The organism is Pseudomonas sp. NFPP07, from assembly GCF_900115645.1.
Lineage (GTDB): Bacteria > Pseudomonadota > Gammaproteobacteria > Pseudomonadales > Pseudomonadaceae > Aquipseudomonas > Aquipseudomonas chlororaphis.
Map to the genome: position 1 here is coordinate 325,249 of NZ_FOXG01000002.1, position 14,472 is coordinate 339,720.

At 61.0% G+C, this 14,472-nt stretch carries 12 protein-coding genes; 3 read left to right on the plus strand and 9 right to left on the minus strand.

The features are described from left to right. Nucleotides 1-20: 20 nt before the first annotated feature. The 8 genes from rseP to rpsB all read right to left on the minus strand — a co-directional run bounded on the left by rseP (nucleotide 21) and on the right by rpsB (nucleotide 7,508). Nucleotides 21-1,373 carry a sigma E protease regulator RseP gene (rseP, locus tag BM019_RS06550; protein WP_092417873.1) on the minus strand — a complete coding sequence of 451 codons (1,353 nt, stop codon included), beginning with the start codon at nucleotides 1,371-1,373 and terminating at the stop codon, nucleotides 21-23. Between the two features lie 54 nt (nucleotides 1,374-1,427). Beyond that, nucleotides 1,428-2,618 (minus strand): 1-deoxy-D-xylulose-5-phosphate reductoisomerase, encoded by a 1,191-nt coding sequence (gene ispC / locus BM019_RS06555; protein WP_092417874.1) that lies wholly within the window; start codon nucleotides 2,616-2,618, stop codon nucleotides 1,428-1,430. Beyond that, entirely contained in the window at nucleotides 2,615-3,421 is an 807-nt protein-coding gene (locus BM019_RS06560; protein ID WP_092417875.1) for a phosphatidate cytidylyltransferase, read from the minus strand. The genes ispC and BM019_RS06560 overlap by 4 nt, the downstream gene beginning before the upstream one ends. Continuing rightward, complete coding sequence (gene uppS / locus BM019_RS06565; RefSeq protein WP_007924072.1) at nucleotides 3,421-4,176, minus strand: polyprenyl diphosphate synthase; 756 nt, start codon at nucleotides 4,174-4,176, stop codon at nucleotides 3,421-3,423. Before uppS ends, BM019_RS06560 begins: the two co-directional genes overlap by 1 nt. A 14-nt stretch (nucleotides 4,177-4,190) precedes the next feature. Then, nucleotides 4,191-4,748 (minus strand): ribosome recycling factor, encoded by a 558-nt coding sequence (frr, locus tag BM019_RS06570; RefSeq protein ID WP_007924074.1) that lies wholly within the window; start codon nucleotides 4,746-4,748, stop codon nucleotides 4,191-4,193. Then, nucleotides 4,745-5,488: a UMP kinase gene (pyrH, locus tag BM019_RS06575; protein ID WP_007924076.1), complete on the minus strand. Its 744-nt coding sequence runs from the start codon at nucleotides 5,486-5,488 to the stop codon at nucleotides 4,745-4,747. The genes frr and pyrH overlap by 4 nt, the downstream gene beginning before the upstream one ends. Before the next feature lie 208 nt (nucleotides 5,489-5,696). After that, nucleotides 5,697-6,563: a translation elongation factor Ts gene (gene tsf, locus BM019_RS06580; protein WP_007924077.1), complete on the minus strand. Its 867-nt coding sequence runs from the start codon at nucleotides 6,561-6,563 to the stop codon at nucleotides 5,697-5,699. A gap of 204 nt (nucleotides 6,564-6,767) precedes the next feature. Beyond that, nucleotides 6,768-7,508, minus strand: a complete 741-nt coding sequence (gene rpsB, locus BM019_RS06585) for a 30S ribosomal protein S2 (protein WP_007924078.1) — start codon at nucleotides 7,506-7,508, stop codon at nucleotides 6,768-6,770. A gap of 407 nt (nucleotides 7,509-7,915) precedes the next feature. Here rpsB and map point away from each other — a divergent pair, with 407 nt between their 5' ends. From map to dapC, 3 genes are read left to right on the plus strand one after another with little or no spacing between them, the layout of a single operon-like run. Further along, nucleotides 7,916-8,698, plus strand: a complete 783-nt coding sequence (map, locus tag BM019_RS06590; RefSeq protein WP_009042382.1) for a type I methionyl aminopeptidase — start codon at nucleotides 7,916-7,918, stop codon at nucleotides 8,696-8,698. 47 nt (nucleotides 8,699-8,745) lie between these two features. Next, nucleotides 8,746-11,448: a [protein-PII] uridylyltransferase gene (locus tag BM019_RS06595; RefSeq protein ID WP_053259793.1), complete on the plus strand. Its 2,703-nt coding sequence runs from the start codon at nucleotides 8,746-8,748 to the stop codon at nucleotides 11,446-11,448. Nucleotides 11,449-11,487: 39 nt separating this feature from the next. Then, a complete protein-coding gene (dapC, locus tag BM019_RS06600) occupies nucleotides 11,488-12,687 on the plus strand; it encodes a succinyldiaminopimelate transaminase (protein WP_009042380.1) in 1,200 nt (399 codons plus the stop codon). 111 nt (nucleotides 12,688-12,798) lie between these two features. Here dapC and BM019_RS06605 read toward each other — a convergent pair whose 3' ends face one another. After that, on the minus strand, nucleotides 12,799-14,445 hold the full coding sequence (locus BM019_RS06605; protein WP_092417876.1) for a Na+/H+ antiporter: 1,647 nt from the start codon (nucleotides 14,443-14,445) through the stop codon (nucleotides 12,799-12,801). Nucleotides 14,446-14,472 lie beyond the last annotated feature (27 nt).

Here is a 14,472-nt window from a genome sequence, read left to right on the forward strand (position 1 = left end):
ATTCGCAATTCAGCGAAGCGTTACAGACGACCCAGATCGTTGACCAAGGCAAGCAACATCACCCCGACCACCAAGCTGATACCGATCTGTATCCCCCAACCTTGCACCCGATCCGACAAGGGACGACCACGCGCCCACTCGATCAGATAAAACAACAGATGCCCCCCATCCAGTACAGGAATGGGCAGCAAGTTCAGAACCCCTAGGCTAATACTCAGATAAGCAAGGAAATTCAAGAAATCAGCAACGCCCGACTGGGCAGAAGCGCCCGCCACTTTAGCAATGGTTATCGGTCCACTCAAGTTTTTTACCGAGAGCTCGCCGAACAACATTTTCTTCAGTGAGTCGAGGGTCAGCACGCTCATGGTCCAGGTACGCCGGGCACCTTCGCCAATCGCAGCCAGCGGACCATAACTGACCTCGCGAAGCATTTCCGGCGGCCAATCGACTGCCTTCACCCCAGCCCCCAGATAACCACTGGCAACTTTCTCTTTACCACGCGCTGCCAAGGTCACCGGGACGTCGATTTGAGCACCATCACGCTCGACGCGCAGCACAATTTTGGTATCAGGACGTACACGCACCCAGTCGACGACCTGCTGCCAATCGGTCAGCGGCTGACCATCCAGCGCCAGCAAACGATCGCCGGTTTTCAGGCCAGCCGCCTGGGCCGGGCCTTTCGGGTCGAGTTCGGCCAGAACGGGGGCGAGCTCCGGACGCCAGGGGCGAATCCCCAGGGAACGAATAGGATCCGGCTCATCGGTCCCCTTGAGCCAGTTGTCGAGCAGCAGCTCGCGGGGCGAATCGGCAGTCGAACCCTGCTCGCGAACCAACAACTGCAAGGTGCCGCTTTCGCCCAGACGCCGAACCAGCTGCAGGTTGACCGCCGACCACCCCACGGTGGGTTCGCCATCGATTGCAACAATTTCCTGGCCGGAACTCAGGCCTGCCTTGGCGGCAATGCTTCCAGCCTCGACACTGCCGATGACCGGACGCACCTGCTCGGTACCGAGCATCGCCAGCCCCCAGAAGAACACCAGCGCCAGCAGGAAGTTGGCGACAGGACCGGCAGCAACGATAGCGATACGCTGGCGCACCGACTTGCGATTGAACGACTGATCAAGCTGATCGACAGGCACTTCACCTTCGCGCTCGTCGAGCATCTTCACGTAGCCGCCCAGCGGAATGGCGGCAATCACAAACTCGGTACCCTGCCGGTCATGCCAACGCAGCAGCGGCATGCCGAAGCCCACGGAGAAACGCAGAACCTTGACGCCACAACGACGCGCCACCCAGAAGTGACCGAATTCATGGAAGGTGACCAGCACACCCAGGGCGATCAGGGTGCCGACAATCATATAGAGCGCGCTCATCTACTTTCTCCGCAATCCTATCCAGTGCCGATACGCTCAGGCTTGTCGCAATCCTTACCGGCCGTTGCGACCCAGCCACTGCTCAGCCAGGGCACGGGCTTTGGCGTCCGCCGCGAACACGGCGCTCAGCTCATCGACTGCAACAACCGGCTCGAGGCTTAAAACTTCTTCGATGATACTCGCGATCTCGGGGTAGCGGATGCGCCGTTCGAGAAACGCGGCAACAGCCACCTCGTTGGCCGCGTTCAGCATGGCCGGAGCGCTGTTGCCAGCTTCCGCGGCCTGGCGCGCCAAACGCAAGCAAGGGAACCGCTCTTCATCAGGCGCCTGGAAATCCAGGCGTGCCACGGCGAACAGATCCAGGGGCGGCACGCCGGAGTCGATCCGCTTCGGCCAAGCCAGGGCATTGGCGATCGGCGTGCGCATATCCGGGTTGCCCAACTGGGCCAGCACCGAACCGTCCACGTAGTCGACCAGCGAATGAATCACGCTTTGTGGATGAATCACCACCTCGACCTGGGCGGGCTTGGCATCAAACAACCAGCACGCCTCGATCAACTCGAGGCCTTTGTTCATCATGCTGGCCGAATCGACGGAAATCTTGCGCCCCATGGACCAGTTAGGGTGGGCACACGCCTGCTCGGGCGTTACCTGCTCCAGTTCGGCCAGCGGAGTTTGGCGGAACGGGCCACCGGATGCGGTCAGCAAAATACGCCGCACCCCCACGTTGCTCAACCCACGGGAAAAGTCCGCAGGCATGCACTGGAAGATGGCGTTGTGTTCACTGTCGATAGGCAGCAATACCGAACCACTCTTGCCCACCGCCTGCATAAACAGCGCGCCGGACATGACCAGGGCTTCTTTATTGGCCAGGAGAATTTTCTTGCCGGCCTCGACGGCAGCCAGGGTCGGACGCAAGCCCGCAGCACCGACGATAGCCGCCATGACCGCGTCGACGTCAGGGGCGGACGCCACCTCACACAACCCCTCCTCGCCCACCAGTACACGGGTGCGCGAACCGGCATTGCGCAAGTCTTCCTGCAAGCTGCGCGCGGCAGCGATATGCGGGACGACGGCAAAACGGGGAGCGTGACGGATGCACAGCGCCAGCAACTCAGCCAGACGACTGAAACCGCTCAAGGCGAAGACCTGATAACGCTCGGGATGACGGGCAATAACATCCAGCGTGCTGAGGCCGATAGAGCCGGTGGCTCCGAGAACCGTAATCTGCTGTGGGCGACTCACAATGCAGCCATCCACAACAGCACGGCAAATACCGGAATGGCCGCGGTCAGGCTGTCGATACGATCGAGCACCCCACCATGCCCCGGCAGCAGGTTACTGCTGTCCTTGATCCCGGCCTGGCGCTTGAACATGCTTTCGGTCAGGTCGCCAACCACCGAGATGAACACCACGATAGCCGCTCCAAGCAAGCCAAGGATGATCTGCCCGACAGACCAGCCCGCAACCAGACCGACCACCGCAGTGATCACCAGGCTCAGCAACAGGCCGCCGTACGCTCCCTCCCAGCTCTTGCCCGGGCTGACCTGCGGCGCCAGTTTGCGCTTGCCGAACGCCTTGCCGGAGAAGTAGGCGCCGATATCAGCACCCCAGACCAGCACCATCACCGCCATGATCAACCAGTTACCCAAAGGCTGCTGCTTGATGAAGACCAGGCCTTGCCAGGCCGGCAGCAGAATCAGCAGACCGATCACCAGCTTGGCCGCGGCACCGGCCCAATGCTCACGGGTACGCGGATAGGTGAGCACCAGGAAAGTCGCCAGCCCCCACCAGAGCACCGCAGCACCCAGCACCCAAGGCGCGATACCTGGCAACAGCTGCATCAGGAACAACAGCGCAGCGACCACTACTGCATAGGCAATACGGGTCGACTGAGCCTCGAAACCCGCCAGGCGCGCCCATTCCCAAGCACCGAGGGTCACCACCAGCCCGATAAACAGGGCGAAGGCGGAACCTTCGAGCAGGAAAAAACCGCACAAGGCGATCGGCAGCAGAATCAGCGCAGTAATGATTCGTTGTTTGAGCATTAAACCCGGGCTCCAGCTTCGACCTGCTCGCTCGTTTTACCGAAGCGGCGCTGGCGAGAAGCGTAATCGGCCAGCGCAGCGCGCATGGCATCGTGTTTGAAGTCCGGCCAGAAGAGGTCGGAGAAGTACAGCTCGGCATAAGCCAGCTGCCAGAGCAGGAAATTGCTGATGCGGTGCTCGCCACCCGTACGAATGCACAGGTCCGGCAATGGCAGGTCGCCAGTCGCCAGGCAGGTTTGCAACAACTCAGGGGTAATGTCCTCAGGACGCAGGTGCCCCGCCTGAACTTCCCGCGCCAGGCGCTGAGCGGCCTGGGCGATATCCCACTGACCGCCATAGTTGGCAGCGATCTGCAAAATGAAGCGGTCACTACCCGCAGTCATCGCCTCTGCCTCGCGCATTGCCGCCTGCAACTCAGGATGGAAACGCGAACGATCGCCAATGATGCGCAGGCTGATGTTGTTTTCGTTGAGGCGCTTGGCCTCGCGGCGCAATGCCTTGAAGAACAGATCCATCAAGGCACTGACCTCATCGGCCGGCCGTTGCCAGTTTTCACTGGAGAAGGCAAACAGGGTCAGCACCTCGACCTTGGCTTCGGCACAGACCTCGATCACTGCCCGCACGGCATCCACACCCGCCTTGTGCCCGGCGACGCCGGGCATGAAGCGTTTTTTCGCCCAGCGATTGTTGCCATCCATGATGATCGCGACATGGCGCGGCACCGAGGACGGCGCACTCTGCTTGGTCTTATCCATTTAAAGCCCGACCCTTATACGGCCATCAGGTCCTTTTCTTTTTCGTCAGTTGCCTTAGCGATCTGAGCCTCGAACTCTTTGATCAGCTTGTCGATCTCAGCACCGGCGCGACGCTCTTCGTCTTCACTGATTTCCTTGTCCTTGGACAGCTTCTTCAGATCACCCAAGGCATCGCGACGAATATTGCGCACAGCGACACGGGCATCTTCAGCGGCAGCACGCGCCTGCTTGGTGAAGCCTTTGCGGGTTTCTTCAGTCAGCGGCGCCATCTTGATCAGCAGCAGCTCGCCAAGATTGGTCGGATTGAGGTTCAGGCCAGCACTGCCGATGGCTTTGTCGATTGCCCCAAGCATGTTGCGCTCGAATGGCACCACCTGCAGGGTCTGAGAATCTTTCACGGTAACGTTGGCCACACCGCTCAATGGGGTGTCAGTGCCATAGTAAGGCACCATCACACTACCCAGGATGCTCGGGTGCGCCTTGCCGGTGCGGATCTGGCCGAACGCGTGAGCCAGCGACTCCAGGGACTTCTTCATGCGCTCTTGAGCGTCTTTCTTGATTTCGTTGATCATTGTTCGCCTTCCTCGATCAGGGTTCCTTCAGCGCCGCCATGCACGATGTTCAGCAGGGCGCCGGGCTTGTTCATGTTGAATACGCGCAACGGCATCTTATGGTCGCGGCACAGGCAGATCGCCGTCAGATCCATGACACCCAGCTTGCGATCCAGTACTTCATCGTAGGTCAGATGATCGAACTTCTCGGCATGCGGGTCTTTGAATGGGTCTGCGGTGTACACACCGTCAACCTTGGTTGCCTTGAGCACTACGTCGGCATCGATCTCGATCGCCCGCAAGCATGCTGCGGAGTCGGTCGTGAAGAACGGGTTGCCGGTACCGGCAGCGAAGATCACCACTTCCTTGGAGTTCAGATGACGCATCGCCTTGCGACGGTCGTAGTGATCGGTCACACCCACCATGGAAATGGCCGACATGACGATCGCCGAGATATTCGCACGTTCCAGCGCGTCGCGCATGGCCAGGCCGTTCATCACAGTGGCCAGCATGCCCATGTGGTCGCCTGTTACCCGATCCATGCCCGCCGCGCTGAGCGCCGCGCCACGGAACAGGTTGCCACCACCGATGACCAGGCCGACCTGAACACCGATGCCCACCAGCTGGCCGACTTCCAGCGCCATGCGATCGAGCACCTTAGGGTCGATCCCGAACTCTTCCGAGCCCATCAGGGCCTCGCCGCTAAGCTTGAGTAGAATGCGTTTATAGCGAGCTTGATAACCACTGCCCTGCTGAGCCATTGCGAATCTCTCCTGCGGCGTATTTTAAAAATTCTCTGCAAGCTGTTTGCAGCCTGCGTTCACTCTAGCTTGACGCTGTCACAGCGCCATCAGAACACGACTTTGTAAACCGGTTCCGAAGGCAACCCAATAAATTGGTTACCCCATTTGAAAAGAGGCTGCGCGCGTGAGCGGGCAGCCTCTTTCGGGCGACAGTTGAAAAACCGTCTTACTGTTGCTTGGCAGCAGCCAGTTGTGCGGCAACTTCTTCAGCGAAGTTGTCTTCTTTCTTCTCGATGCCTTCACCTACCGCGAAGCGGGTGAACGAAACGATTTCTGCGCCGCCTTTCTTGGCCAGGGCACCTACGGTGACTTCTGGATCCTTGACGAAAGCTTGCTCAACCAGGCTGGCTTCGGCCAGGAACTTGCTGATACGACCACCGATCATTTTTTCAACGATTTCGGCTGGTTTGCCTTTCATCTTGTCTTCGTTCAGCTGCAGGAACACGGCTTTTTCGCGCTCGATGGCTTCAGCGGAAACTTGCGATGGCAGCAGGAACTCAGGGTTGCTTGCAGCCACGTGCATGGCGATATCCTTGGCCAGTTCCACGGAACCGCCTTTCAGGACAACCGCAACACCGATCTTGTTACCGTGCAGGTAAGTACCGACCACGTCACCTTCAACGCGAGCCAGACGACGGATGTTGACGTTCTCGCCAGTCTTGCCAACCAGGACCAGACGATCGGCTTCTTGAGCTTCGATCAGCGGAGCGGCATCGGTCAGCTTGTCAGCGAAAGCTTTTTCCACGCTGGCAGCAACGAATGCCTTGAAATCGTCCTGCAGAGCCAGGAAGTCGGTCTGCGAGTTGACTTCCAGCAGAACGGCGGCTTTACCGTCGTCCTTGATGGCGATGGCGCCTTCAGCAGCGATGTTGCCTGCTTTCTTGGCAGCCTTGATGGCGCCCGAAGCGCGCATGTCATCAATGGCTTTCTCGATGTCGCCGCCAGCCTTGGTCAAGGCTTTCTTGCAGTCCATCATGCCTTCGCCGGTACGCTCGCGCAGTTCTTTAACCAACGCTGCAGTAATCTCTGCCATTTTCAAATTCCTCTTGGATAGGTTTTCAACCATTCCACCCGACTCAACGGGCGATCAATTCTTGAGCTGCGCTCTCGAAAACCCTTGATAGCCGCCACACATGACAAGAACTGCAGGGGCGCCATCGGTAAATGATTTCCGAGGTGGCAAAAAGGGGGCCAAGCCCCCTTTTTGCGTACTGAGTAAACGCTAAGCGTCAGTTACTCAGGCTTCAGCTGCCGGCGCTGGAGCGTCTTCAGCGAATACTTCGGTGCCGCCAGCAACGTTGTTGCGGCCACGGATCACGGCATCAGCCATCGAACCCATGTACAGCTGGATGGCGCGAATGGCGTCATCGTTGCCTGGGATGATGTAGTCAACGCCTTCCGGGCTGCTGTTGGTATCGACAACGCCGATGACCGGGATGCCCAGCTTGTTGGCTTCGGTGATCGCGATGCGCTCGTGGTCAACGTCGATCACGAACAGTGCGTCAGGCAGACCGCCCATGTCCTTGATACCACCCAGGCTACGATCCAGCTTTTCCAGATCGCGAGTGCGCATCAGCGCCTCTTTCTTGGTCAGCTTGGCGAAGGTGCCGTCTTCCGACTGAACTTCCAGGTCACGCAGACGCTTGATGGAAGCACGGATGGTCTTGTAGTTGGTCAGCATGCCGCCCAACCAGCGGTGATCGACGTACGGCGAACCGCAACGTGCTGCTTCTTCAGCAACGATCTTGCCAGCGGAACGCTTGGTGCCGACGAACAGAATCTTGTTTTTGCCCTGGGCCAGACGCTCTACGAAAGTCAGAGCTTCGTTGAACATTGGCAGGGTTTTTTCAAGGTTGATGATGTGAATCTTGTTACGCGCGCCGAAAATGTACTTGCCCATTTTCGGATTCCAGTAACGGGTTTGGTGACCGAAGTGCACACCGGCCTTCAGCATATCGCGCATGTTGACTTGGGACATGATAGTTCCTTAATAAGTCGGGTTAGGCCTCCACGTATCCCAATGACCAACCAACAGCTTGTGCTGAGGGCACCCAGGTCATCGTGTCGACACGTGTGTGGGTTTAGGCTTTTCGGAGCATCCCCGGAAAGCGGCGCATTTTATACCACAAGAAGGCTAAAAACGGAACCCGGATTCTCATTTCCCCTGGAGGGCTTTTTTGCTCCCCCCTTGGAATCGGGCCAGAATGCTCCACTGTTATAGAAAGAAGCGACGCACAGAGCCTCAGATTTGCCCCGGGGCTCTGTTAGAATCGCACCTTTGAGGCTTTTGAAAGCGCGGCGACCCCACAACGGGTTCAGCCTTCGATGCACCGTTTTCAAGCCATTCCGTGTTTATCCGCGCCACTGAGCGTCAAGAGAGCCTGTATGACCGTCACCCTCAAAACTCCCGAGGACATCGCAAAAATGCGTGTCGCCGGCAAACTGGCCGCCGAAGTGCTGGAAATGATTGCCGAGCATGTCAAACCCGGCGTGACCACCGAAGAGCTGGACCGCATCTGCCACGACTACATCGTCAATGTGCAGCATGCGATTCCCGCGCCGTTGAATTACAAGGGTTTCCCCAAGTCCATCTGCACCTCGATCAACCACGTGGTGTGCCACGGCATCCCGAACGAGAAGCCGCTGAAGGATGGCGACACCCTGAACATCGATGTCACCGTCATCAAGGACGGCTACCACGGCGATACCAGCCGCATGTTCCACGTCGGCACCGTGCCGGTCTGGGCCGAGCGCCTGTCGCAGATCACCCAGGAATGCATGTACAAGGCCATCGAACTGGTCAAGCCGGGCTGCCGCCTGGGCGACATCGGCGAAGTCATCCAGAAACACGCTGAAAAGAACGGTTTCTCGGTGGTGCGCGAGTTCTGCGGCCACGGTATCGGCAAGGTGTTCCACGAAGAGCCGCAGATCCTGCACTACGGCCGCGCCGGCACCGGCATGGAACTGAAAGCCGGCATGACCTTCACCATCGAGCCGATGATCAACCAGGGCAAGGCCGACACCAAGGTGCTGGGCGACGGCTGGACCGCGATCACCAAGGACCGCAAGCTCTCCGCGCAGTGGGAACACACCCTGCTGGTGACCGAGACCGGCTACGAGATCTTCACCCTGCGCAGCGATGACACCATCGCGCGCGTCTCGGCCTGATCCACGCAGCTGCGCCCTGACCTATAGATAGAAAGGAAAGCCAATCGATGCCGCAGGTGGATCCCGAATTGTTCGACCGCGGCCAGTTCCAGGCGGAACTGGCCCTGAAGGCAAGCCCTATCGCTGCCTTCAAGAAAGCCATTCGTCAGGCACGTGAAGTGCTCGACGAGCGCTTTCGCAGCGGACGGGATATCCGCCGGCTCATCGAGGACCGCGCCTGGTTCGTCGATAACATCCTGCAAAAGGCCTGGGACCAGTTCGACTGGAGCGACGACGCCGACATCGCCCTGGTGGCGGTCGGTGGCTACGGTCGCGGCGAGCTGCACCCCTACTCGGACATCGACCTGCTGATCCTGCTGGACAGCGCCGACCACGAGATTTTCCGCGACTCCATCGAACGCTTCCTGACCCTGCTCTGGGACATCGGCCTGGAAGTCGGGCAAAGCGTGCGCTCGGTGGAAGAATGCGCCGAAGAGGCCCGCGCCGACCTGACGGTGGTTACCAACCTGATGGAAAGCCGCACCATCTGCGGCCCCGAACGCCTGCGCCAGCGCATGCTCGACGTCACCAGCACGGCGCACATGTGGCCGAGCAAGGACTTCTTCCTGGCCAAGCGCGCCGAACAGAAAGCCCGGCACCACAAGTACAACGATACCGAATACAACCTGGAACCCAACGTCAAAGGCTCGCCCGGCGGCCTGCGGGACATCCAGACCATCCTCTGGGTCGCCCGTCGCCAGTACGGCACGCTGAACCTGCGGGCCCTGGCCGGCGAAGGTTTCCTGGTGGAAAGCGAGAACGCGCTGCTGGCCTCGTCCCAGGAGTTCCTGTGGAAAGTCCGCTACGCCCTGCACATGCTCGCCGGGCGTGCCGAAGACCGCCTACTGTTCGATCACCAGCGCTCGATCGCCAAGCTGCTGGGGTTCGAGGGCAACGATGCCAAGCAGGCCATCGAAAGCTTCATGCAACAGTACTACCGGGTGGTGATGAGCATCGCCCAGCTCAGCGACCTGATCATCCAGCATTTCGAGGAAGTCATCCTCGCCCCGGAAGACGAAGCGCCGCCGCAGCCGATCAACTCGCGCTTCCAGTTGCACGACGGCTACATCGAGGCGATCAACGCCAACGTGTTCCGCCGTACGCCGTTCGCCATGCTGGAAATCTTCGTGCTCATGGCCCAGCACCCGGAGATCAAGGGCGTACGCGCCGACACCATTCGCCTGCTGCGCGAAAATCGCCACCTGATCGACGACGATTTCCGCCACGACATTCGCAATACCAGCCTGTTCATCGAGCTGTTCAAGTGCGAGATCGGCATCCACCGCAACCTGCGGCGGATGAATCGCTACGGCATTCTCGGGCGTTATCTGCCGGAGTTCGGCCATATCGTCGGGCAGATGCAGCATGACCTGTTCCACATCTATACGGTCGACGCCCACACCCTGAACCTGATCAAACACCTGCGCAAACTGCAGTACACCCAGGTTTCGGAGAAATTCCCGCTGGCCAGCAAGCTCATGGCCAAGCTGCCCAAGCCCGAACTGATCTACCTCGCCGGGCTCTACCATGACATTGGCAAGGGCCGGCACGGTGACCACTCGGATATCGGCGCCGTGGACGCGGAAGCCTTCTGCATCCGCCACCAGTTGCCGCTGTGGGACACGCGCCTGATCGTCTGGCTGGTGCAGAACCATCTGGTGATGTCGACCACCGCCCAGCGCAAGGACCTGTCCGACCCGCAGGTCATCCATGATTTCGCCCAGGTCGTGGTCGACCAGACCCGCCTGGACTATCTCTACGTGCTGACGGTTTCCGACATCAACGCGACCAACCCGACGCTGTGGAACTCATGGCGCGCCAGCCTGTTGCGCCAGCTCTACACCGAGACCAAGCGCGCCCTGCGCCGCGGCCTGGAAAACCCGGTGGACCGCGAAGAGCAGATCCGCCAGACGCAAAGCGCGGCCCTGGACATCCTGGTCCGCGCCGGCACCGACCCGGACGACGTCGAGCAGCTCTGGGCGCAACTGGGCGACGACTACTTCCTGCGCCACACCGCCGGCGATGTGGCCTGGCACAGCGATGCGATCCTCCAGCAGCCGGCCGACGGCGGCCCGCTGGTGCTGATCAAGGAAACCACCCAGCGCGAATTCGAGGGTGGCACGCAGATCTTCATCTACGCCCCGGACCAGCACGATTTCTTCGCTGTGACCGTGGCCGCGATGGACCAGTTGAACCTGAACATCCATGACGCCCGGATCATCACCTCGAGCAGCCAGTTCACCCTCGACACCTATATCGTGCTCGACAACGACGGCGGCTCGATCGGCAACAACCCGCAACGCGTCAAACAGATCCGCGACGGCCTTACCGAGGCCCTGCGCAATCCTGACGACTACCCGACCATCATCCAGCGTCGAGTACCGCGTCAGCTCAAGCACTTCGCCTTCCCGCCGCAAGTGACTATCCACAACGATGCCCAGCGCCCGGTCACCGTGCTCGAACTGAGCGCTCCCGATCGCCCCGGCCTGCTGGCGCGCATCGGCAAGATCTTCCTGGAGTTCGACCTGTCGCTGCAAAACGCCAAGATCGCCACCCTGGGCGAGCGCGTGGAAGACGTATTCTTCATTACCGACGCGCACAACCAGCAACTGTCCGATCCCCAGCTGTGCAGCCGACTGCAGGACGCCATCGTCGAACAGCTGAGCGTCAGCCACGAACCGCCTACCGCCTTGACGCGCCTGAACTTCTGACCACGCGCCACGACCCGCTTTGAGTGAGACACCGCACCGATGAACAACGCTCTGAACCAGCTGCAGCCCTACCCGTTCGAGAAACTCCGCGCCCTGCTCGGCGGCGTCCAGCCCAACCCCGCCAAGCGCCCTATCGCGCTGTCCATCGGCGAACCCAAGCACCGCTCGCCAAGCTTTGTCGCCGAGGCCCTGGCCAATAACCTCGACCAGATGGCCGTGTATCCGACGACCCTGGGGCTTCCAGCCCTGCGCGAAGCCATCGCCAGCTGGTGCGAGCGGCGTTTTGGCGTGCCCGACGGCTGGATCGACCCGGCACGCAACGTGTTGCCGGTCAACGGCACCCGCGAGGCGCTGTTCGCCTTCACCCAGACCGTGGTCAACCGTGGCGACGACGCACTGGTGGTCAGCCCGAACCCCTTCTATCAGATCTACGAAGGCGCGGCCTTCCTCGCCGGCGCCAAGCCGCACTACCTGCCGTGCCTGGATGAAAACGGCTTCAATCCGGATTTCGACGCGGTACCGGCCGAGATCTGGCAGCGTTGCCAGATCCTGTTCCTGTGCTCGCCGGGCAACCCGACCGGCGCGCTGATCCCGATCGAAACCCTGAAGAAACTCATCGCCCTGGCCGACCAGTACGATTTCGTGATTGCCGCCGACGAGTGCTACAGCGAGCTGTACTTCGACGAACAGACCCCGCCTCCCGGCCTGCTCACTGCCTGCGCCGAACTGGGACGCCAGGACTTCAAGCGTTGCGTGGTGTTCCACAGCCTGTCCAAGCGCTCCAACCTGCCGGGCCTGCGCTCCGGTTTCGTCGCCGGCGACGCGGAGATCCTCAAGGGCTTTCTGCTGTACCGCACCTACCACGGCTGCGCCATGCCGGTTCAGACCCAGCTGGCCAGCATCGCCGCCTGGAACGACGAAGTGCATGTGCGCGCCAACCGCGCGCTGTATCGCGAGAAGTTCGATGCGGTGCTGGAGATCCTGGCGCCGGTACTCGACGTGCAGCGCCCGGACGGCAGCTTCTACCTGTGGCCGAACGTGGCGGGCGACGACACGGCGTTCTGCCGCGACCTGTACGAACAGGAACATGTGACCGTGGTGCCGGGTTCCTACCTGTCACGCGACGTCGACGGCAGCAACCCGGGAGCCGGTCGGGTGCGCATGGCCCTGGTGGCGCCATTGGCCGAATGCGTGGAGGCGGCCGAGCGGATCCGCGATTTCGTTCAGCGCCGTAAGTAACTCACGCCCCTGCAGGAGCGAGGCTTGCCCGCGATAGAGATGACACCGTACAGCTGAAACACTGCGTTATCGTTCATCTTGGGCACGCCTCGCTCCTACAGGAGACAGGTGCTATTTCACCTGCCCCAGATTGGCCTCGCTGAGGTCCAGCTCGCCCAATATCTCGCGTAGCACGTCGTCGCCGATCTGGTGCTGGCGGCTCAACCGATACAACTCCAGCCGCTGCGCCCGCAGCGCCTTCAAACGCAACTTGCGCTCCAGCAAATCCATCTGAAACGCCAGCGCCTGGGCTTCGGCGGAATCGTTGAACACCTCCAGTTGATGGCGATATTCCGACATCAGCCGCCCCTTGAGCTCGGTGGCCAGCGCCGCCTGGGCCGCATCCGGCGAGTTGGCCCCATCGGCCACTTCCTCGACCTCCAGGGCATGGATTGCCGCCTCGGCGGTTTTGCGCCAGGCGTCACGCACTTCGGCATGCCGCTTCTCGTCAGGACTCTTCTGGATGCCCCGCAGCAATAGCGGCAAGGCGATACAGGCGGCCACCAGCGACAACAGGATCACCCCGGCGGCAATGAAGATCAGCAGGTCGCGCTCGGGAAAAGCCTCGCCCGCGCCCAGCAACAGCGGCACCGACATGACGCCCGCCAGGGTCACCGCCCCGCGTACCCCGCCCACCGTCAGCAACCAGCAGGAGCGCGCGGTCGGCACCAGGGTCAGCTCCCCCTTGCCGCGCCAGCGCCGCAACAGGCCGGACAGGCGCCAGATGCTTTGCACCCAGATGAACCGCAGCACCAGCAATACCAGGAAGATCGCTCCCACATCCAGGCAGCGATAGAACAGGGTCGGCCACAAGGTGGTTTCGTGGCTGACCACGGCCTTGATGATGTCCGGCAGTTGCAGGCCCAACAGCAGAAAGATCAGGCCGTTGAAGGCAAACTCCAGCAACGACCAGACACTGCGGTTGAGCAAGCGGGTGCTGGTCTGCCGGGGCAACAGATCGAGCCAGCTCTGCATCATCCCCGCCGCCACTGCCGAGAGGATGCCCGAGGCTCCCAGGCGCTCGGCCAGCACGTAGGCGGCGAACGGCAGCAACAGCATGAACACCACATGGGTCGCCGGGTCGTCCCAGCCGCGGGCGATCATCCAGGCCCGCAAGCGCCCCACCAGCCAGCTCAGGGCCACGCCGACCGCCAGGCCGCCGACGGCCACCAGGACAAAAGTCAGGCTGGCATTGGCCAGGGAAAACACCCCGGTCACGGCCGCCGCCAGGGCGAACTTGAAGGTCACCAGGCCGGAGGCGTCGTTCATCAGCGCCTCGCCCTGCAGCATGTGCATCAAGGGCGTCGGCAGGCGGTTCTGGGAAATCGCCGAGACCGCCACGGCGTCGGTCGGCGACAACACCGCCGCCAGGGCGAAGGCCACCGGCAAGGGAATGGTCGGCAGCAACCAGTGAATGAAATAACCGGCCCCCACCACGGTGAACAGCACCAGGCCCACGGCCAGGGTCAGAATCGGCCCGCGCAGGCGCCACAGCTCACGCTTGGGCATGCGCCAGCCATCGGAGAACAGCAGCGGCGGCAGGAACAGGAACAGAAACAATTCCGGGTCCAGGGCCACGTGCAGCCCCAGGGTGGGCCAGGCCAGCAAGGCTCCGGCGGCGATCTGCAGCAGCGGCAACGGCAACGGAATCACCCGTCCGACCAAGCGCGAGAGACTCACCAGCATCAGCAGGATAAGGACGGTATAGGCGGTTTGCATAAAGCGGTTTTCCCAATCGATCAGCAG